Source organism: Acinetobacter sp. ANC_7635 (genome assembly GCF_056779945.1).
This window is the reverse complement of the sequence record NZ_JBWYIS010000004.1, coordinates 78,607-98,582: the sequence shown is the minus strand read 5'-3', so window position 1 is coordinate 98,582 and position 19,976 is coordinate 78,607. Positions and strand designations below refer to the sequence as shown.

Here is a 19,976-nt window from a genome sequence, read left to right as displayed (position 1 = left end):
AAAATTTAGCCTTTATCGTAAATCAATTTCTCACCCAAACATTGACATCATTTGGCATCAATTGCATGACTTTTCAAAAAAGTACCATGCTTCATTTCCTCAATCGCTTCAACAATCTCATCTTGCGTATTCATGACATAAAAACCACGCCCGACTAAAGGCTCGTTCAGCGGCTGCCCCATGAGATATAAAATTTTGCTATCAGACAATGTGGTGAATTCAACATTTTCACCATGACTTGAAAACACCGCCATTCCCTGATCAGTCAGTAATTCATCATCTGTACCAAATTCAACTTTACCACGGCGCATATACATCAGTGTGGTATCCAAATGTCCTGCTGGTAATGTGAGTGTGTGACCTCCTTTTAAATCCAAATCCAAAACCAGCAAAGGACTATGGACTAATGCTGGTCCTTTCACTTGCATAAAGGCTCCAGCAATGACACGCGCAGTACCCGCATCATGAGCTAACTCTACAACCGGGATATTAGATTTGAGTAAGCTTTGATAACGCGGATTCGATTTTTTTGCAATTGCTGGCAAATTCACCCACAGCTGAATCATTTCAAATCGTCCACCTTCTCGGGAAAATGACTCACTAAATTTTTCTTTATGAATAATGCCTGATGCAGCAGTCATCCACTGTACATCACCTTTCTGAATAACACCTCCACCACCTTGCGAATCCCAATGCTCTAACTCACCTTCATACACGAATGTGACTGTCTCAAAACCACGGTGCGGATGCTCTTCAACACCTTTACGCAGTTGAGAGGGTTTCAATATACCGGGACCAATATGATCGAGAAGTAAAAATGGGGATACTGTATTTCCGAGTTCATAGTGTGAAAAAACAGACACGACCGGATTAAAGTCTCCAACTGAAAAATGACTGTCGTTACGATGGATAAAAGCGAGTGTTTTCATTTTTTATCTTATTTATTGAATGACTTTAGTTTAATGCGGTTTTAGATTTCCCTCTACGTTAATTTTATGATGCTTTCAGTTGTGTTTTATCAATTGAAATATTTTTGTCATCAAAATTTGATGCAATTTGAAACATATAAAATGTTAGAAATCATCTAATCTGAACATTCACCACTGATCAATATGAAACTTTTAATTACTTAATGTTCATGTGGATTAATTCCACAAAGCAAAGGATCTGCAGACTCGATAAAACACTTGTTTTGTCGATGTAATCTCTCAGTACACCTTGAGCTTTTAGAACTATGTCAAAATGCTACATACCAATTAAAAATCGCTGGCGACATCATCATGAAGCTTCGATTCTATCGCTCGTCGGTGGTTGGCTAAATACCGTTGGATTTATTTCATTATTTGGCATTTATACCAATCATGTTACTGGCTATATCGTGACTGCAGGCAAAGAAACGATCTTGGGAGGATTAGGACTGTGGGCTCTTTTTATTGGCATTTTCGTAGTTACGATTGGTATTACTGCGTGGTGTGAACAACGTTGGAAAGACAAGTATCCGAACATCTTACTGGGGTTCTTTATTGCAGAGACAATACTGTTAACGCTCTTCATGCTGGCGGGACTTAATTTCAGCCCCTTTTATACTTTGGCTGAATTTGGCGCAATACTTACCGCAACATTGGGCATTGCTGCAATGGGAATTCGAAATGCCATTATCCGAACATTACTATCTACAATGGCTACCTCAACCTTAATGACGGGCAATCTTGCTCAACTAACCATTGATTTTACTATTGCTTATGGGGCGCCTCATGTATCAGAAGAACGCAAACAAGTTGCCAAACAAAATATTCTAAAAATCTTACCGACTATTTTATCCTTCAGTTCAGGTGCAATATTAGGTGCGATTACTTATATGTTGTTTGGCTTCTTATGTATGATTTTTCCCATTTTAGCGATGGGCTATATTTGCTATCGTGAGTGGCGCTTCTCGTCTACTCATCCTTATTCGACTCAATAGTGCATGCAATAAAAAAGGCATAACTCACTATGCCTTTTTAAACCGAATTTCTGGTCTGATGTCATGGACAAAGCGCAGTTTGGAAAGATTTTGTATTTTTTCCTCGCACACATTTGTATTCCGTTTTCTTATTAACTTGCTGCCATTTACCATCGTTCAATTTAAAACTATAGATAAAGCGCTCGGCAGCAATTGAGTCATCCATCAAGCCTGTTTGTGTCACTTTGACTTCGGCTACGGTCGGTGCTTCGGCACGATTAAAATACTGACGTAATTCAACAGTCGCAAGCTCATTGCGTAATTCAGGATGTAGCTTCAAGACTTGCTCTAAAGGAGTGTCATTCCCATGTACTTTAGAAATAACATTTTTCGTAGTAGCACACCCCGTGAGCATCATACTAACTAGACCAACTGTGGTCATTATTTTCATCATCATTGTTTTACTCAGTTCGCCATTGATCTTTTACATATGATGTTCTGAACTGTTGTGACAAAAAAGAACAGATATGTATGTTATTTTTTCTAAAGCTCATTAAAAATGATTAATAGAACGAGAAATACGAATAAAAAATGCAGCATATTGATGCTACATTTTTGAATTTAAACAGTTCAAATGACGCTCGTAACAATTTTATGGAAAATTTCGAAAGTAAATTTTTAAGGGCATAATTTATTATGAAAGTTTGTAGTATCTGGTCCACGACCACATTTCCAAGTTTCATCTTTTGATATTTCTTTCCACTCACTATTGATGTATTCAAATTGGTAAGTTTCACGTTGTGCAGAAACAGAGTCATCCGCTAGTCCACCATAGGTGACAGTTACTTTTGCATGAGATTTTCCAGATTCAGGTGTATCGAATTCCTGTTGTAAATCTACTGTTCTCATATCTTCAAAGCTTTGAATTTTCCGATACACTTGATCTAAAGGAGAGTTTTGAACAGAATTGGCATTTTGTTTCGACGTTTCTACTTGACCAGCTTCAGAATTATGATTTTTAGTATTGATCTCATTCGACTGTTTTTGACCTATACATCCATTAAGTGAAAGTGCAATTGCACTTAGAAAAATTATTCTTTTTAACATTAAAATTTCTCATGAAATAAAAAAACAGCATGACAAGCATGCTGTTTTTTAGACCTTATTTATAGATAGATTTTGTTTCACAAATCAAATAATTTACCTGGATTCATAATCCCATTTGGATCAAATACTTGTTTGAGCGCTTTCATATATTCAATTTCTTCAGCTGAACGTGTGTACTCAAGATATGGCTTCTTCGTCATACCTACACCATGTTCCGCAGAAATTGAACCATCATACTTTTTCACAGTATCAAATACATACTTGTTCACCACCTGACATTTCGCAAAGAATTCATCTTTGGTTAAATTTTCAGGCTTTAAGATATTTAAGTGCAAGTTACCATCGCCAATATGACCAAACCAGCAGATTTCAAAGTCAGGATAATTGTCAGCAACAATTGCATCAATTTCTTTAATGAATGCAGGTACGTGTGTGATGAGCACTGAAATATCATTTTTGTATGGGATAAATGGTGCGATTGACTCAGAAATATCTTCACGCAGACGCCATAAGCTTTCTACTTGGTCTAAGCTTTGACTAAGCACGCCATCAAGTACCCAACCTTGTTCCATACAATGCTCAAAGATTTCCATTGCCTTGTCCATAATTGGCTCAAATGGCGCTTCAAACTCAAGCAATACATAAAATGGGCATTCGGTTTCAAATGGACGTTGCACGTGACCATTTGCCAATACTTTTTGCATCGCAAGTTCACCGAAGAACTCGAACGCAGTTAAATCAATTTTCGCTTGGAACGCGTGAAGAACTGGCATCACTGCATCAAAGTCAGGTACACCGAGCACCATCACTTGCAGATCTTGTGGTTGACGCTCAAGTTTAATTTCCGCTTCAGTCACTAAACCTAAAGTACCTTCACCACCAATAAATAAGTGTTGCAACGCATAACCTGTCGCATTCTTGATCATGCCTTTGTTTAAACGCAGCACATCACCTTTACCAGTGACCACAGTCAGACCGAGTACCCAGTTACGTGTCATACCGTATTTAATGACTTTAATACCACCTGCATTAGTACCGATGTTACCGCCGATTTGTGATGAACCAGCTGAAGCGAAATCAACTGGATAATACATACCTTGTTCTTCAGCATAGTTCTGAAGTTGTTCAGTGACCACACCTGCTTGTACACGTACCATACGGTCTGCTGGGAAGAATTCCAAAATTTGGTTCATCTTATCCATGCTGACCACGATTTCACCGTTGGCAGCGACAGCACCTGCAGAAAGACCAGTACGACCACCTGATGGTGTCACAGCAACATTAAATTGGTTTGCTAGTTTCACAATTGCCTGAACTTGTTCAGTCGTCGAAGGAAAAACGATGACTGATGGGTTTGGATCAAAATGTTTAGTGTGATCGCGTCCCCAATTTTGTAGGCTGTCCGCATCAGTTTTGATACGGTTTTCACCAACAATTGACGTTAATTGAGTCAATAACTCTGGGGTTAAAGCAACTGGAGCATTCATCGTTTGCAGACCTAGCAAGAAAGATACAAGTTGTAGATTGCTTAAAAAACAAACCTTTAATCAAGATTTTAAAAGCGTATTTGTTAAGCGAATGTGAAGAAAATATCACCACGACTAGATGAGTCAATTTCACGATTGTGCATTATAAAGCATTTTCCCATGAAACCCCGATAAAATCAGACATTTTGCGAATGTTACTTAGATATGATGCAGTTAATTCAACCGCAGTTTGTCTGATAAGGACTATATCTTGCAAAAATATCCATAGCTCAAGTCATAAAGGAAATGTATATAGCACGCTCACGTATGCTATCATACTGCCACTAAATTTGGCCTTTGTAGCGGAGCCGTAATGAGCCAACATCTCTCTTTGCCTAAAGATAAAATTCGTTTCCTATTGTTAGAAGGCGTTCACCAAAACGCAATCGACACTTTGAATGCTGCTGGATACACCAACATCGACTATCGTAAAACTGCGCTTGAAGGTGAAGCGCTGAAAGAAGCGATTAAAGATGCTCACTTCATCGGTATTCGTTCGCGCACACAATTAACTGAAGAAGTTTTTGAAGCTGCGAATAAATTGATCGCGGTCGGTTGTTTCTGTATTGGTACAAACCAAGTGAACTTGAATGCTGCGATGAGCCGTGGTATTCCAGTGTTCAACGCACCATACTCAAATACTCGTTCTGTTGCTGAACTTGTATTAGCTGAAGCTATTCTTCTCCTTCGTCGTGTACCTGAAAAATCTACAGATACACATGCAGGTGGTTGGAACAAATCTGCAGTAGGTTCATTTGAAACACGTGGTAAAACTTTAGGTATTGTGGGTTACGGTTCAATTGGTTCACAACTTTCTGTACTTGCTGAAAGCATGGGTATGAAAGTGATTTACTTTGATACAGTAACAAAATTACCTTTAGGTAATGCTCGCCAAGTTGGCTCAATGGGCGAACTTCTTGCAAATGCTGATGTTGTATCACTACACGTGCCAGATGTTCCTTCTACACGTAATTTCATGACCAAAGAGCAATTTGCTCAGATGAAACAAGGTTCAATCTTCATCAATGCTGCACGTGGTACATGTGTAGTAATTGAAGATTTAGCTGATGCTCTGAAATCAGGTCATTTGGCTGGTGCTGCTGTTGACGTATTCCCGAAAGAGCCTAAAGCGAACGGTGAAGAGTTTATCTCTCCACTACGTAATATCCCGAACGTGATTTTAACACCGCACGTGGGTGGTTCTACGATGGAAGCTCAAGCAAACATCGGTCTAGAAGTTGCAGAGAAATTCGTTGCTTACTCTGACAAAGGTATGACATTGTCAGCAGTTAACTTCCCTGAAATTGCGCTTCCATTGACTGAAGGTAAACACCGTTTACTTCACATTCACAAAAACATTCCAGGCGTGTTGTCTAAAATTAACAACCTGTTTGCTGAACACGGCATTAACATCTCAGGTCAGTCTCTTATGACCAAAGGTGATGTGGGTTATTTAGTCATGGACGTTGATGCTACAGCTTCTGCTGAAGCACTTGATACACTTCATAACGTAGAAGGTACAATCCGCGCTCGCGTATTGTTCTAATCTCTAATACGTTTGGAAAACCACAGCTTTTTCGAGCTGTGGTTTTTTTATGGTGTTTCATCTGAGTTGACGTAGGCTCCGCCAACTTAGATGAAAGATATCCCTTTCTAATCTAACCACCATACGTTTAAAACCATGTCTTTGTTAAAAATAAACCCGCAGTTACAAGCACTCGGTTTGTTATTGATCGCCATGATCAGTCTACAAAGTAGTGGTTCATTAGCAAAAGTTTTATTTGAACAATTCCCGATCATTACTGTGTCAGCTCTACGTCTGACATTTAGTGCTGTGATTTTGGCGCTTATTTTTCAAGTTTGGAAAATTCAATTTAAACAAATTAAATGGACAGCCATTGTCAGTTATGGTGTCGCATTAGCTGGCATGAATATGTTGTTCTATCTTGCCATTGATCGTCTTCCACTCGGTTTAGCAGTTTCATTTGAATTTATTGGTCCACTCAGTGTGGCCTTATATTATGCGCGTCAAAAGTTTGATTTTATTTGGGTTAGTTTGGCCATTATTGGACTGATCCTTTTATTTCCCTTTGACAAAGCCAAACAACCTTTGGATTTACTTGGTGTATTTTTTGCGTTGGCAGCTGGCGCATGTTGGGCACTTTATATTATTGCTGGTCAGCGGCCTTCGGGAGTTTCAGGTAATCACACCGTATGTTTAGGCATGTTTGTTGGAAGTATCATTCTCATGCCGATCGCCCTCAGTATCGGCTTGCCAGCAAGCGTATTTGAAATTAATCATCTAATGTTATTCATCACTTTAGCGATACTCGCCAGTGCTTTACCCTTTACTTTAGAAATGATTGCACTACGAAATCTAACAGCATTAAGTTTCGGTACCCTGATGAGTATTGAACCAGCTGTTGCCGCATTATCTGGGTTTGTATTTTTGGGTGAGCAATTGTTATGGAATCAATGGCTAGCATTGTTTACCATCATTTGTGCCTCAATTGGCTGCACCTATACCACTCAACACGCCAAACAAGAATGATCTCATACTTAATTTAAACTACATTTTCCATGATGGATTTAAGCACTGTGGTCATCATAATAATGTTAAAATTTGAGCAGTCTCACTCTTTTTAATTCGGCTTCGTTTTCCCAATGCCAAATGCTCAACTCACTGCCGTGCTGTTCATGGTCTTATCCATGATCGCCTATCAAATTAGTGCATCCTTCGCAAAGCAGCTTTTTGAAGTTTTAGATCCATTTACTGTGGTCACTTTACGTCTATGCTTTGCATCAATTATGGTTGTATTGATGTTCCGTTCATGGAAAATTCTTCGTCGCCTTCCTTACTTAAAATGGAAAGATCTTCTCTTTTATAGTGGTTCAGTCGCTTTGATGAATGTCTTGTTTTATGCATCATTAGGAAAACTACCACAAGGGATTGCAGTAGGACTTGAGTTCTTAGGCCCACTCACGTTGGCTTTACTGTCAATCCAACATCGAAGTGATTACATTTGGGTCATCCTGGCAATTTTCGGTGTAGCACTGATGGTGCCTTGGCAAGATGCCAATGCGACTAACTTTTCATATCTTGGGGCTGCTATGGCCATTGGTGCAGGCATTTGTTGGGCATTCTATATTTATTTTGGACAGAAAGTCGTTCGGCAGAATATCGGCATGCATGCTCTCAGTATTGCAATCGTCCTCTCAGCATTGACCTTATTGCCGATCAGTATGGTTTATAATCCATCCGCATTAGTTCAATTTGAATATTGGCCACAAGCCATCGTCATTGCGCTTTTGGCTACTGCTATTCCCTATGCATTGGATTTATTGGCATTAAAGAATTTAAGTAAAATGTCTTATGGAACGCTATCAAGTTTGTCACCAGCATTAGGTGCATTGACAGGTTGGTTACTGTTGAATGAACACATTACCTTATTACAAGCCGTTGCTTTGGGTTGTATTATGATTGCATCAATTGGTGTTACTTATCGCGCTGCTAGAATGAAATCACATGGCATAGAAACATAAAAAAAGATGGCACATGCCATCTTTTTTTATCATGGGGTTAAACCAAGCTGTCTTTATCTAATTTCTTATATTTCTTATATTCAGTTTGATATTTTTTAGCCAAACTCTCCTTTTGTTTATCCTCTAGAATTTTTCCTGCTTGCTGAAAAAAGCCATGCTCTTCTTCTTCAAGATGATGATGCACGGTTTCTGACAATTTTTTCGCGATGGCTAACCATCCTGGATTACTGAATTCAGTTTCGGTGAGTTGCTCAAGTAATTCGTCCATTTCATGATGTTCAGCTAATGCATGACGCGTAATATTCAAACCTGAATCGGTCATCATCAGTGGAATATAGAAGTATCGATCTTCTGCCACTGCATGAGCAAACAATTCATTTTTTAGCTGCTCAAATAATGTTCGGCGTTCTGGCGTGTCCCCTGAAGTTTGAACCAGCTTCTCAGCAAGTTCACGTTGAACATCATGACTTTCACGTAAAGCTTCAAAAATATTCATCTTGTTATCCTGTCTTATAAATATGATTTGAAAAAAGAAAAACTTGAATGATCTTCAAAACACTCAACTTACTATAAGAGCTTAGGCGATAACTTAGAGATAGGTTTAAGAAGCGATTTGTATAAAAAAGTTTAATGTTGAGAATGGTTTACATTAAGAACATCTGATAACTTAATCGAACAATTAAAATAGATAGTAGAATTAAAAACAGAATACGAATAAAACCGCTACCGTATTTAAGCGCCAACTTCACCCCGACAATCGAGCCGATCATATTAGCGACAGCCATCATGGCACCTACTGCAAATAAAATGTGGCCTGCAGGAATAAAGAATGTAAGAGCGGCTAAATTGGTCATCACATTACCAATCTTGGCCAAAGCTGCTGCATGCAAAAAATCGACTTGTAAATATCGAATAAAATAAAAAATAAAAAAACTTCCCGTTCCCGGACCGAATAATCCGTCATAAAACCCAATCGCCAAACTTCCTATTCCAGCCAAGATCAGAATTTTAGTGTTTACCGTTTGTGCAATCTGAACCTGTCCAAACTCCTTCTTTGACAATGTGTAAATTGCCATCACAATCAGCATCACCAAGACAAAGGGCTGCAAGATTGATTTCGGAATCATAGAAACACTGGCAGCTCCCGCAAAAGAACTGATGGCAGCACATATCGCCACCACCAGTAATAACTTCCATTCAAACTTAACTTTTTTAGCGAAAGTCCACGCGGATGTTGCTGTTCCAACAACCGCAGCTAGCTTATTGGTGCCAAATAATGTTGCTGGCGCCATATGAGGAAAAGCACTCATCAATGCTGGAATCTGAATGAGACCACCACCACCGACTGCTGCATCAATCGCGCCTGCGCAAAATGCAAAAAAAATCAGGCTGAGGATGATGTCTAATTCCATAATTGAGTTCGCTTATAAATTTAATACACGTTTAGGAACTAGACGTTTTTTATCAGTAATTTCAGCTAAACCTAAACACTTTTTTTCATCAAATACGAGGACTTGAGATTCGGCAGGATGATCAATATTACTTTCCATCCCACGACAGAAATATTCTGCACGACCTTCTGGTACTTGAACTTTTGGAAAATGATCCACAGGCGCATAAGCAGGTAACAACAATGCTTCACGTTGTTGTTCAGTTAGACTTTCTAAGTATTCAATGGTGTACTCTGGCACAATACCAAAATGTCCAGTTTGAATACGATGTAAATATGTTAAGTGCCCATAACTTCCTAAAGCTTGAGCAATATCCTCTCCCAATACTCGGATATACGTTCCTTTTGAGCATGTCACATCCAAAGTAATTGAATCTTGAGTGAAAGACATCAGTTCAATCGCGAAAATATGAATTGGACGAGCCTCACGTTCGATTTCAATTCCTTTACGCGCCAGCTCATACAAAGGACGACCTTCTTTCTTTAAAGCAGAATACATTGGAGGAACTTGTTGAATGTCTCCAACGAATTGCTGAATCACGCTTTGAATTTTATCTTCGTTAAGTTCAATCGGTTGTGCCTCGAGCAAAACTTCACCCTCGACATCACCTGTAGTTGTACTATTTCCCAATTGAATCGTCGTTTGATAACGTTTAGTAGATTCCAGTAAAAAGTGTGAAAACTTGGTCGCTTCACCTAAGCAAATCGGGAGTAAGCCTGATGCTAATGGATCTAAAGCGCCAGTATGACCACCTTTTTCAGCACGATAGAGCCAACGCACTTTTTGCAATGCTGCATTTGAGCTAATCCCCAAAGGTTTGTTGAGTAGAAATACACCACTTATATGACGTCGAGTAATTTTTGGAGATTTAGCAGACATTAGATAATATTCAGATCAGTAAAATACTGCTATTTTATCAAATCCATTTATCGAATATTGATTAAATTTTTATGCATAAAATGTGACATTTGTGGCAAATTATTCTACACCATTAATAATAACTAAATGATTTCATAGGATGTGAAATGAATTCAAAAGCTAAATTGAAAATTACACTGCTGATTGTGGCGTGTCTGATCGTTTTATTCCTTCTCTTTCAATGGTTGAAACCTGACTCAGCTGAATCTGCTGAAAACTCACAACGAGCAGCACAAGATGCCGAAATTCAATCAGAAAATATGGCGCTACAACAAAGTACAACCGTGAATGGTTCTAGCTTTGCAAGTAAAAGTCAGCAAGATATTCAAATCAATTGTCAAATCCAAACCGATAACGCCAACCGTTTGATTGTGAATGAAAATACTAAGAACTGTTTTGAGTTTTTTATTACCCAATACGGCGAAAAAGAGATTCCGCAAATCAAGGCTGATTTTATTAAATTTGCTCAAAGCAGCTATCAAGAACCATTACTAGGTCAACTGACAGATTTATGGTCACGCTATGTTCAATATCGTGAAAAAATGGGTGACCTAACACCACCAAACCATGACAAAGAAAGTGCGCAGTATTACAAAGCTATTTTTAATCAGATGAAATCATTGCGTAAACAATTTTTTTCAGACTATGAAATTGAAGGTTTATTTGGTATCGAAGATGAATATCATGATTATACCTTGGCTCGCATGAGTGTCATGGAAGATAAAAATTTATCGGAAAAACAAAAAGCCGATAAATTAAAAGAACTGTTCAATGATCTACCTGAAGATTGGAAAGAAAATTTAAAACAACTTTCTCAACTCGAAGATCTTCGTCAATTAACTGCAGAAATTAAAGCTCGTGGTGGTAGTGCAGAAGAAATTCGTCAAATGCGTCTCAGCTTAGTGGGTCCTGAAGCAACACAACGTCTAGAAAATCTTGATGGACAGCGCTCAAATTGGAAAAGCAAGGTCAATCAATATTTATCTGAACGTGACAGCATTGTCAAAAGTAATATGAGCCCTAGTGCAAAGCAGGAAGCTGTACAACGCCTCCGTTCCCAACATTTTAATAATTCGCAAGAGCAACTTCGGGTAGAAACATTCGAGCAAGTTCATGATCAAGGCGGTCAACTTCCTTTTGCCGATTAATCTTTTCAAGGAACACATTCATTCACAGGGAAGAACGATGAAAAACTTAAAACTTAAATTGATACCTACGACGTTAGCATTCGTCACAACGCTATGCTTATCAAGCTCATTAACTGCCCACGCAGGTCCGGGATTACTCGAAGTAAATGAGACAAAGATCGGTAGTTACGCAAAAACCAAATATCCTATTGTGATGACACACGGTTGGTTAGGCTGGTCTCGCATAGGCAATGAAACATTCAATATTGACTATTGGTATCAAATCTTACCTGATCTATCGCGCAATGGTGCACGCGTTTTTGCAGCACAACTCTCACCTGCTCATACGACTGAATTTCGAGGAGAACAATTAATTTCTCAGGTTGAAGAAGTAATTGCGATCACTGGGCAGAAAAAGGTCAATCTGATTGGTCATTCGCACGGCGGACCGACTGTGCGTTATGTTGCAGCAGTAAAACCCGACTATGTTGCTTCTGTTACTGGTGTAGGAGGGACTTTCAGAGGTTCTATGGTCGCAGATAAAATTCAAAATAATGAAGCAACTCGAACAATATTTAATATTTTAGGGGATTACATCATTCCCCCATTAATTGCTTATGCACAAGGTCGTCCTGATATGCCGATCAGCTTTGATGCTTCGATGAAATCATTAACTGAAACAGGCTCTGCTGCATTTAATGAACGTTTTCCAACAAAAGCTCTCGCGTCAAGTTGTACTCGTTTAGGCAGCCCAATAGACAACGGAATCTTTTATTATTCTTGGACTGGTGTTGCACAAACCACCAACCTCTTAGATATCGATACCATTTTAATGCAGCTCGGGCCTTTAGCGTATGGCAATAAAGATAATGATGGCATGGTTGGGCGCTGTAGCACGCATATTGGACGTGTGATTCGTGATGATTACAAACTAAATCATACCGATTTAGCTAATATGATGTTCGGTCTCAGAGGTTTATTTGCCCCAGATCCTATTTCACTTTATCGCCAGCATGCCAATCGTTTGAAACTGACAGGACTCTAGACGCACAAAATAGCGCAGTCAAATGGAAAGCTATTCATCAGAATAGCTTTTCCGACCATCAGCGACTCTCGACAAAATTTAAATAATGCTTTTTGAACACATTTGCTAATGATTAAATCCTTTAATTATTTCAACTTTTGATTCTTTTTTGCTTTTTATATGTTAATTCGGCAAGCTAAATTGGCATTTTTTGTATCTTGTTGCATTCAATAACATCTTTTAAGGTCTTCTGTATGTTCATCTGGAAGAACATCATAGATTCACTAAAAACTAGGAATAATAATGAAAATAAAACACATTCTAGGCTCGCTGGTGACAGCGCTATGTCTAACATCTACGACAACTTATGCTACTCAAGCTCAACAGATCAAAGTCTCAAGTGTCAAATCTGACTATGCCAAAACGAAATATCCTATTGTATTCGCTCATGGAATGGTTGGATTTATACGTTTGGGCACTGAAAGTCTAGGCATGGATTACTGGTATCAAATTTTACCTGATCTAGCGAGAAACGGTGCAAACACATGGGCGGCTAGAATGTCTCCTTTCAATTCTTCTGAAGTCCGAGGTGAACAATATGTTCAACAACTTGAAGAAGTCATGGCGATTACTGGTGCTGACAAACTCAATCTGATTGGTCATAGTCATGGTGCAAACTCTGTTCGTTATGCCGCAGGTGTAATGCCTGAACATGTTGCATCGGTGATGACTGTAGCCGGTGCCAACAAAGGTACAATCATCGCGTCAGATGTATTAAAAATCGCAGATAAAACAGGAACATCAGAGCTACTGAATGTTCTCATCAGCACTTTTGGTAAAGTCATTATGTGGGCGCAAGGTCTTCCTGCTGATACGTTCCCACATGATGCGATGGCCGCTGGTGTGAGTACATCTGTTGAAGGAACTGCCTTGTTTAATCAAAAATTCCCTCTCGGTTTACCATTAACCCACTGTGGCGAAGGTGCTTATCAAGAAAAAGGAATTCATTTATATTCAATGACAGGAAACAAGCCTTTTACGAATGCCTTGGATCTAGGTGACCCTGTCATGGTTCTACTTGACCGTTTGTCGGTTCATAAAGCAGGAAAAAATGATGGCATCGTTCCAGTTTGTAGTGCCCATTTTGGTAAAACTATTCGTGATGACTTTCCGTGGAATCATTTAGATGAGGTGAACTTGCTGTTCGGAATTAAAGGATTTTTTGCTCCTGACCCAGTTGCAGTTTATAGACAGCACGCCAACCGCCTTAAATTACAAGGACTTTAAATCTCTAGCTCTTTAATTAATTAATTGCTTTCAAATTCATTAGGCTGGATTTGAAAGCAGATTCAAATCTTCATCAAGATAGTTCATTGATCAAATCTACCTCTCTTTTTTAACCTTAAAAATTTACCATTCATCTATTCGATATTTAAAATGTGATTTACATCACTATAATCAATTTAACTCTAGGATTAGGGTTTGATAATAAAAAGTTGAGGATGATGATGAAATACAACAAAATTATGGCGTGCCTACTTACGTCTGCAGCTTGCTTAACGACTCAATTATCTAATGCTTCTGCATTAGAAGTGAAACCTGTAACCTCGACACTTGGCAAATACAATACCTACGCAAAAACTAAATACCCAATCGTATTTGCACACGGACTAACAGGATTTGTCCGTCTTGGTACAGAGAGCTTTGGTTTAGATTATTGGCACCAAATCCTGCCAGATCTAGCGCGTAATGGTGCTAATGTCTGGCCTACACGAGTATCTCCATTCAACTCCAACGAAATTCGTGGAGAGCAATTGCTTCAACAAGTTGAAGATATTTTAGCCATTACTGGTGCACAAAAAGTGAACTTAATTGGGCATAGTCAAGGTGGACCATCAATACGTTATATTGGTGGAACAATTCCTGAACATGTGGCATCCATGACCACTGTCGCTGGTGTGAATAAAGGATCACCTATGGCAGACTTTATCTTGCGTTCAGAAGGAACAGGACTTGATACTGTGCTTGCGACAGCGATGAATTTTGTCTCGGGAGCAATTGTTTGGGCACAAGGATTAAATGCGAAAAGCCTGCCACATGATTCGCTTGCCTCGGCTAAAAGTTTATCTACAGCAGGCTCATTAGCATTTACAGAACGTTTCCCTGCGGGTGTACCAACCACAAAATGTGGTGAGGGTGCATATCAAGTCAATGGCATGCGTATGTATTCATTTACTGGTAATACACCGTTTACCAATGCCCTTGATCCATCGGATTATGCAATGCAAGCGGCATCTTTCATTGTATCTAAGGAAGGTGCAAATGATGGTTTAGTCCCAGTTTGCAGTGCTCGCTTCGGACAAACGATTCGGGATGATTACCGTTGGAATCATTTAGATGAGGTCAATCAAATGATGGGGATGACTAGCATTTTTGCAGCAGATCCAGTATCGGTTTATCGACAACACGCAAATCGTTTGAAACTTCAAGGACTATAATCTTCTCAAGCCTCCATACGCTCATCACGAAATTATGGAGGCTTATCTTAAAAATTGTTCCCTAAAGTTTAAATCCACTTTTCTTTCCTTTTGCTTCGCTATACTCTTATTGTGACAACGGAAATTGTCGAGTATTTCAATCCATCTAAGGAATAGAGATGAGAAAATTTATTTTGGGGACATGCCTCTCTTTCGCATGTTTAATTGGCACGAGTTACGCTGCTACAGCACCTGAACAAGTGACTTCAAAATTTCAAACTACTTATGCAAAAACCCAGTATCCAATCGTATTTAGTCACGGAATGTCTGGTTTTATCCGTATTGGCACTGATCCACTCGGTGTAGATTATTGGTATCAAATTTTACCTGATCTCGCCCGTAACGGTGCAAATGTATGGGCTTCCCGTGTATCGCCATTTAACTCATCAGAAATTCGGGGTGAGCAACTTTTACATCAAGTTGAAGAAGTCATTGCACTCACTGGATCGCCTAAGGTCAATCTAATCGGTCACTCTCACGGCGGGCCCACAATTCGATATGTCGCAGGTGTAAGACCTGAATTAGTCGCATCAATGACAGCGATTGGGGCGCCACATCAAGGCTCACCAGTGTCTGATTTTATATTAAAAATTCGTGATACAGCACCAATCCTTGAAACACCTATTGTGGCTGTAGTCAATCTACTGTCTAAAGCTATTATTTGGGCACAGGGACTTGATCCAGCATCCTTCCCTCATGACTCACTTGCGGGAGCCAATAGTTTGAGCTTAGCAGGATCAGCAATATTTAATCAAAAATATCCTATAGGCGTTCCTCAAAACTCATGCTCTGAAGGTTTATATCGTGAACAAGGAATATATAACTATTCCTTTACGGGTATCGGAACGGCCACAAACCCACTTGATCTAGACTCAGCTTTAAAAATTACCAGTCTATTAATTGACGGTGGTCAAGAGAATGATGGACTAGTTTCACGCTGTAGTGCGAAATTCGGTAAAACCATCCGTGATGATCTCAATTGGAATCATCTAGATGAAGTCAATCAAGTGCTTGGTTTAAAAAGTGTCTTTGCGCCAGATCCAGTCTCGATGTATCGTCAACATGCAAATCGCCTTAAACAACAAGGTCTCTAATATATTTTTTTGTCTGCACTCATCTCTAGATGGGTCCAGACTGTTTAAATAGCCCTCATTAGCATGACATATCTATCCTATAAATGAGTCACCCATCCAATTTATATCAATAAATTTGCACTTTATCTCTTTTTTATAGACTTAGGTCACAATTTTAGTATCTTAAATTATGGCGATGGATATCGCCTGAATCATAAAAATAAACGAATCACTGAATGAGTATCGAAAATGAAACTAAAAAAAATAGTCATGAGCCTATGCATAGGTTCATGTTTTCTTCCTGTTGCACAAGCCTCAACGCAAATTAAAGATTTAGCCGTTAACCATACCGTCAAAACACCTAAATCAAATTATGCACAAACCCAATACCCTATTGTGCTTGCCCATGGCTTATTTGGCTTTGGTAGTATGGTCGGTGTTGACTACTTTTATCAGATCACTCCTGATCTTGCTCGAAATGGTGCAAACATCTGGCAAACACGTGTTTCAACGATGAACTCAAGTGAAGTGCGAGGCGAACAAGCACTGAGTCAAGTTGAAGAGATACTTGCCATTACCGGCAAGCAAAAAGTGAATTTAATCGGACATAGTCATGGTGGTCAGACTGTTCGATATATTGCAGGTGTTATACCTGATCATGTCGCATCTGTTACGACAATTGCTTCTGGAAATCAAGGAGCAAGAATGGCTGATATACTAGAAGGTGTTCTGGTAGGTAATATTTTAGAAGCACCTGCTCGCGCGATTTTTGACAATCTGGTATCGCCAGTGATTACATTCGCATCTGGTCTTGATCCAAAAGTCTTTCCTTATGATGCTAAAGCAGCCCTACAAAGTTTAGGAACGAAAGAATCACTCAAATTTAGTCAGAATTTTCCAAATGGTGTACCTACAACCCAATGTGGTGAAGGGGCTTATCGTGTCAACAATACTCATTATTATTCATTTATGGGTAACTCTCCATTTAATACCGCTTTAGATCCATCTGATTATGGCATGTTAGCTTCTTCTCTTTTGGCTGAAAAAGATGGAGATGGAATTGTAGGACGTTGCTCCGCTCGATTTGGCAAGGTCATTCGTGATAATTATAAATGGAATCATTTAGATGAAATTAACCATCTACTCGGTTTAAAAAGCATTTTTGCACCAAGCGCTGTAGATGTTTATCGTCAGCATGCAAATCGACTTAAACTCCAAGGGCTATAAAACCTAAACACAAAGGGTGAGCTTTTCACCCTTTCTTTCAGTTTAATAATGATTAACATTTAGTCGGATTTATCTTATTTTTGTTTAGTTTTTCTTTACAATATTTTTTGACAATAAATATTGTCTTTTTAAGGAAGAAAACATGAAAACAAAAAAAATGATCCCAGTACTTCTGCTAAGTCTGGTAGGATTATCTCAACTTACATATGCTTCCGGCCTGATCGATGTCGAAGCTAAATACGTAAATACCAATTATGCGCAAACTAAGTACCCTATTGTTATGGCCCATGGCTTTGCATTAGGTTTTAGCCGCATTGGTACAGAACATTTCGGTTTAGATCAGTTCTATCAAATTACCCCTGACCTCGCACGAAATGGTGCACGTGTTTTTGTCGCTCAAATGTCTCCTGTCGAATCAACTGTGGTTCGTGGTGAGCAACTGTTACAACAAGTAGAAACAGCTTTAGCTATTACGGGTAAAGACAAGGTCAATTTGATCGGCCATAGTCATGGAGGACCTACTGTACGGTACGTTGAAGCCATTGCTCCTGAGAAAGTTGCTTCTCTAACTGCTGTTGCAGGCAGTATTAAGGGCTCTCCCCTAGGAGATACTTTCGTAAATAGTAAAGTGCTTAATAGTGTAGCAAAATTAGTTATTGGTGATATTTTGGCACCTGCAATTTCAATTATGGAAGGTAATCCAAGTCTTAGCGTTAATTACGAACAATCCATGTATGATCTTTCTGTAAAAGGTTCTTTAGAATTTAATCAAAAGTTCCCTTCTGCTGCGATCCCGAAAGACTGTAATTCTAACGGTTCATCACAAACGGCTAACGGCGTATATCATTATTCTTGGATTGGTTCTTCAAAGGTGACCAATGTTCTCGATATTTTAGATACCGCAATTGTTGTCTTAGGGACAGCGATTATGCCTAATGAACGCAATCACGATGGTCTCGTGCCTATTTGTAGTGCTAAATACGGCAAAGTAATTCGTGATAATTACAACTTAAATCATTTTGATGAAGTCAATCAAATACTTGGGCTTAAAGGCTTCTTTGCTCCTGATCCAGTATCAATCTTTAGACAACATGCCAATCGTTTGAAGATTCAAGGTTTGTAAGTTTTGATCATAAAAAAATGCGCCAAAAGGCGCATTTTTTTGCTTCGAAGCAAGGCTAAAATTAACCTTGTTTACGAGCTGGTAACTTTTCACGAATACGTGCAGCTTTACCAGAAAGTTCACGTAGGTAATAAAGTTTAGCACGACGAACGTCACCACGACGTTTAACTTCGATTTTAGCTACGATTGGTGAATGAGTTTGGAAAACACGCTCAACACCAACACCGCTAGAAATTTTACGTACTGTGAACGCAGAGTTCAAACCACGGTTTTTCTTAGCGATTACAACGCCTTCGAACGCTTGTAAACGTTCACGGTCGCCTTCTTTTACTTTTACTTGGACAACTACTGTGTCACCTGGTGCAAAAGCTGGGATGTCTTGTTTAAGCTGAGCATTTTCTACAGCTTGTACTAAAGGATGCTTACCGCTCATGGGGTATCTCCAATATGTGTGGGTCAGAAGAGGTCTGATATCCACTGGGGCTAGAGGCTAAGGCGCATAGACCCGATTGACTTTCCCTTTATGCTTGACCGCTTCAATGCATAAAGAGCCTATTTAATACTTCAAGCAATATGCTTGAGGTCATATTTGCTTAAATAAATCTAAAAGATTTATTTTTGCGAATCTTTGAGCCATTTCTTTTGCTGCTTAGTCAACTCAACTTTTTCAACCAATTCAGGTCGACGTTCAAGCGTTCGTTGATAGCGCTGCAAAAAACGCCATTTTTCAATATTTGCATGATGACCTGATTTTAGTACCTCAGGCACATCCAAACCTTCAAAATGATCAGGCTTTGTATATTGCGGACAGTCGAGTAAACCATCTACAAATGAGTCTTGAACGTGTGATTGTTCATCAGACATTGCACCCGGAAGTCTCCGAATAATACTGTCCAATAAAACCATCGCAGGCAGTTCTCCCCCAGATAAAACGTAATCCCCTATGGACCATTCCTGATCAACATATTTTTGGATCAAACGCTCATCAACACCTTCATAACGACCACACAATACAATTAATCCGTCATATTGCACGAAATCTTGTACTGAAGGTTCATTTAAGGTTTTACCTTGTGGCGACATATACACCACAGGTACATGAACAGCACCTGCTTGCGTTGCAAGCTCTTTGGCACGATGAATTGCTTTTGCCAATGGCTCAGCCATCATCACCATACCAGGACCACCACCAAATGGACGCTCATCCACTCGTTTGTAGTTCCCTGTTGCAAAATCACGAGGATTAATACAATGAATTTGCATTAAATCGCGTTTCGCTGCGCGACCGCTAATACCAAAACTTGTAATCGCTTCAAACATTTCAGGAAAAAGCGTAATGACTGCAAAAAACATCGCAGACTCCCGTATTTCCGAAAAT

Annotated in this window: 20 protein-coding genes; 11 read left to right on the top strand and 9 right to left on the bottom strand. The window is 39.2% G+C overall.

All coding sequences use genetic code 11. The features are described 5' to 3' along the window. Positions 1–47: 47 nt before the first annotated feature. Entirely contained in the window at positions 48–929 is an 882-nt protein-coding gene (locus AC1M89_RS07135) for a pirin family protein (protein ID WP_481592255.1), read from the bottom strand. Positions 930–1,234: 305 nt separating this feature from the next. Here AC1M89_RS07135 and AC1M89_RS07130 point away from each other — a divergent pair, with 305 nt between their 5' ends. Then, entirely contained in the window at positions 1,235–1,963 is a 729-nt protein-coding gene (locus AC1M89_RS07130; RefSeq protein WP_051586500.1) for a YoaK family protein, read from the top strand. 61 nt (positions 1,964–2,024) lie between these two features. Here the strand turns inward: AC1M89_RS07130 and AC1M89_RS07125 are convergent, their stop codons facing one another. From AC1M89_RS07125 to AC1M89_RS07115, 3 genes are all read right to left on the bottom strand, one after another. Then, positions 2,025–2,384: a hypothetical protein gene (locus tag AC1M89_RS07125; RefSeq protein WP_228133217.1), complete on the bottom strand. Its 360-nt coding sequence runs from the start codon at positions 2,382–2,384 to the stop codon at positions 2,025–2,027. Between the two features lie 236 nt (positions 2,385–2,620). Further along, on the bottom strand, positions 2,621–3,049 hold the full coding sequence (locus AC1M89_RS07120; RefSeq protein WP_481592256.1) for a hypothetical protein: 429 nt from the start codon (positions 3,047–3,049) through the stop codon (positions 2,621–2,623). Positions 3,050–3,126: 77 nt separating this feature from the next. Further along, the gene (locus AC1M89_RS07115) at positions 3,127–4,536 is read right to left on the bottom strand and encodes an FAD-binding oxidoreductase (RefSeq protein ID WP_180028909.1); all 1,410 of its coding nucleotides are present in this window, start codon (positions 4,534–4,536) and stop codon (positions 3,127–3,129) included. A gap of 352 nt (positions 4,537–4,888) precedes the next feature. Between AC1M89_RS07115 and serA the strand changes: the two genes are divergently transcribed. The 3 genes from serA to AC1M89_RS07100 all read left to right on the top strand — a co-directional run bounded on the left by serA (position 4,889) and on the right by AC1M89_RS07100 (position 8,118). Next, a complete protein-coding gene (serA, locus tag AC1M89_RS07110) occupies positions 4,889–6,121 on the top strand; it encodes a phosphoglycerate dehydrogenase (RefSeq protein WP_035264273.1) in 1,233 nt (410 codons plus the stop codon). 135 nt (positions 6,122–6,256) lie between these two features. Continuing rightward, positions 6,257–7,126 (top strand): EamA family transporter, encoded by an 870-nt coding sequence (locus AC1M89_RS07105; protein WP_481592257.1) that lies wholly within the window; start codon positions 6,257–6,259, stop codon positions 7,124–7,126. A gap of 113 nt (positions 7,127–7,239) precedes the next feature. Beyond that, positions 7,240–8,118: an EamA family transporter gene (locus AC1M89_RS07100; RefSeq protein WP_035264278.1), complete on the top strand. Its 879-nt coding sequence runs from the start codon at positions 7,240–7,242 to the stop codon at positions 8,116–8,118. 37 nt (positions 8,119–8,155) lie between these two features. Here the strand turns inward: AC1M89_RS07100 and AC1M89_RS07095 are convergent, their stop codons facing one another. From AC1M89_RS07095 to truB, 3 genes are all read right to left on the bottom strand, one after another. Then, a complete protein-coding gene (locus AC1M89_RS07095; protein WP_035264279.1) occupies positions 8,156–8,614 on the bottom strand; it encodes a hemerythrin domain-containing protein in 459 nt (152 codons plus the stop codon). A gap of 148 nt (positions 8,615–8,762) precedes the next feature. Then, positions 8,763–9,530, bottom strand: coding sequence for a sulfite exporter TauE/SafE family protein (locus AC1M89_RS07090; protein WP_035264281.1), 768 nt, complete (start codon positions 9,528–9,530; stop codon positions 8,763–8,765). Positions 9,531–9,542: 12 nt separating this feature from the next. Further along, positions 9,543–10,448, bottom strand: a complete 906-nt coding sequence (gene truB, locus AC1M89_RS07085; RefSeq protein WP_035264283.1) for a tRNA pseudouridine(55) synthase TruB — start codon at positions 10,446–10,448, stop codon at positions 9,543–9,545. Between the two features lie 146 nt (positions 10,449–10,594). On the opposite strand from truB, the gene AC1M89_RS07080 reads away from it, so the two are divergent. The 7 genes from AC1M89_RS07080 to AC1M89_RS07050 all read left to right on the top strand — a co-directional run bounded on the left by AC1M89_RS07080 (position 10,595) and on the right by AC1M89_RS07050 (position 18,598). Then, the gene (locus tag AC1M89_RS07080) at positions 10,595–11,635 is read left to right on the top strand and encodes a lipase secretion chaperone (RefSeq protein ID WP_481614065.1); all 1,041 of its coding nucleotides are present in this window, start codon (positions 10,595–10,597) and stop codon (positions 11,633–11,635) included. A 37-nt stretch (positions 11,636–11,672) separates the two neighbouring features. Next, positions 11,673–12,659, top strand: coding sequence for a lipase family alpha/beta hydrolase (locus tag AC1M89_RS07075; protein WP_481592259.1), 987 nt, complete (start codon positions 11,673–11,675; stop codon positions 12,657–12,659). Positions 12,660–12,941: 282 nt separating this feature from the next. Then, the gene (locus tag AC1M89_RS07070; protein WP_092766675.1) at positions 12,942–13,925 is read left to right on the top strand and encodes an esterase/lipase family protein; all 984 of its coding nucleotides are present in this window, start codon (positions 12,942–12,944) and stop codon (positions 13,923–13,925) included. 221 nt (positions 13,926–14,146) lie between these two features. Further along, a complete protein-coding gene (locus AC1M89_RS07065) occupies positions 14,147–15,136 on the top strand; it encodes a lipase family alpha/beta hydrolase (protein WP_081403225.1) in 990 nt (329 codons plus the stop codon). 158 nt (positions 15,137–15,294) lie between these two features. After that, positions 15,295–16,269 (top strand): esterase/lipase family protein, encoded by a 975-nt coding sequence (locus tag AC1M89_RS07060; protein ID WP_481592260.1) that lies wholly within the window; start codon positions 15,295–15,297, stop codon positions 16,267–16,269. Between the two features lie 228 nt (positions 16,270–16,497). Further along, positions 16,498–17,475, top strand: a complete 978-nt coding sequence (locus tag AC1M89_RS07055; protein WP_481590092.1) for a lipase family alpha/beta hydrolase — start codon at positions 16,498–16,500, stop codon at positions 17,473–17,475. Between the two features lie 142 nt (positions 17,476–17,617). After that, positions 17,618–18,598: a lipase family alpha/beta hydrolase gene (locus AC1M89_RS07050; protein ID WP_481597521.1), complete on the top strand. Its 981-nt coding sequence runs from the start codon at positions 17,618–17,620 to the stop codon at positions 18,596–18,598. A gap of 61 nt (positions 18,599–18,659) precedes the next feature. On the opposite strand, the gene rplS is transcribed toward AC1M89_RS07050, so the two are convergent. Then, positions 18,660–19,031, bottom strand: coding sequence for a 50S ribosomal protein L19 (rplS, locus tag AC1M89_RS07045; RefSeq protein WP_004787066.1), 372 nt, complete (start codon positions 19,029–19,031; stop codon positions 18,660–18,662). Positions 19,032–19,210: 179 nt separating this feature from the next. Further along, positions 19,211–19,951, bottom strand: a complete 741-nt coding sequence (gene trmD, locus AC1M89_RS07040) for a tRNA (guanosine(37)-N1)-methyltransferase TrmD (RefSeq protein ID WP_092766672.1) — start codon at positions 19,949–19,951, stop codon at positions 19,211–19,213. Positions 19,952–19,976: the final 25 nt, after the last annotated feature.

Coding starts and splice junctions, on each gene's coding strand:
- AC1M89_RS07050 (WP_481597521.1), top strand. CDS start 17,618: ATGAAAACAAAAAAAATGATCCCAGTACTTCTGCTAAGTCTGGTAGGA.
- AC1M89_RS07100 (WP_035264278.1), top strand. CDS start 7,240: ATGCCAAATGCTCAACTCACTGCCGTGCTGTTCATGGTCTTATCCATG.
- AC1M89_RS07070 (WP_092766675.1), top strand. CDS start 12,942: ATGAAAATAAAACACATTCTAGGCTCGCTGGTGACAGCGCTATGTCTA.
- AC1M89_RS07105 (WP_481592257.1), top strand. CDS start 6,257: ATGTCTTTGTTAAAAATAAACCCGCAGTTACAAGCACTCGGTTTGTTA.
- serA (WP_035264273.1), top strand. CDS start 4,889: ATGAGCCAACATCTCTCTTTGCCTAAAGATAAAATTCGTTTCCTATTG.
- AC1M89_RS07125 (WP_228133217.1), bottom strand. CDS start 2,384: ATGACCACAGTTGGTCTAGTTAGTATGATGCTCACGGGGTGTGCTACT.
- AC1M89_RS07075 (WP_481592259.1), top strand. CDS start 11,673: ATGAAAAACTTAAAACTTAAATTGATACCTACGACGTTAGCATTCGTC.
- AC1M89_RS07055 (WP_481590092.1), top strand. CDS start 16,498: ATGAAACTAAAAAAAATAGTCATGAGCCTATGCATAGGTTCATGTTTT.
- AC1M89_RS07090 (WP_035264281.1), bottom strand. CDS start 9,530: ATGGAATTAGACATCATCCTCAGCCTGATTTTTTTTGCATTTTGCGCA.
- trmD (WP_092766672.1), bottom strand. CDS start 19,951: ATGTTTTTTGCAGTCATTACGCTTTTTCCTGAAATGTTTGAAGCGATT.
- AC1M89_RS07115 (WP_180028909.1), bottom strand. CDS start 4,536: ATGAATGCTCCAGTTGCTTTAACCCCAGAGTTATTGACTCAATTAACG.
- rplS (WP_004787066.1), bottom strand. CDS start 19,031: ATGAGCGGTAAGCATCCTTTAGTACAAGCTGTAGAAAATGCTCAGCTT.
- AC1M89_RS07095 (WP_035264279.1), bottom strand. CDS start 8,614: ATGAATATTTTTGAAGCTTTACGTGAAAGTCATGATGTTCAACGTGAA.
- AC1M89_RS07135 (WP_481592255.1), bottom strand. CDS start 929: ATGAAAACACTCGCTTTTATCCATCGTAACGACAGTCATTTTTCAGTT.
- truB (WP_035264283.1), bottom strand. CDS start 10,448: ATGTCTGCTAAATCTCCAAAAATTACTCGACGTCATATAAGTGGTGTA.
- AC1M89_RS07080 (WP_481614065.1), top strand. CDS start 10,595: ATGAATTCAAAAGCTAAATTGAAAATTACACTGCTGATTGTGGCGTGT.
- AC1M89_RS07120 (WP_481592256.1), bottom strand. CDS start 3,049: ATGTTAAAAAGAATAATTTTTCTAAGTGCAATTGCACTTTCACTTAAT.
- AC1M89_RS07130 (WP_051586500.1), top strand. CDS start 1,235: ATGTCAAAATGCTACATACCAATTAAAAATCGCTGGCGACATCATCAT.
- AC1M89_RS07060 (WP_481592260.1), top strand. CDS start 15,295: ATGAGAAAATTTATTTTGGGGACATGCCTCTCTTTCGCATGTTTAATT.
- AC1M89_RS07065 (WP_081403225.1), top strand. CDS start 14,147: ATGAAATACAACAAAATTATGGCGTGCCTACTTACGTCTGCAGCTTGC.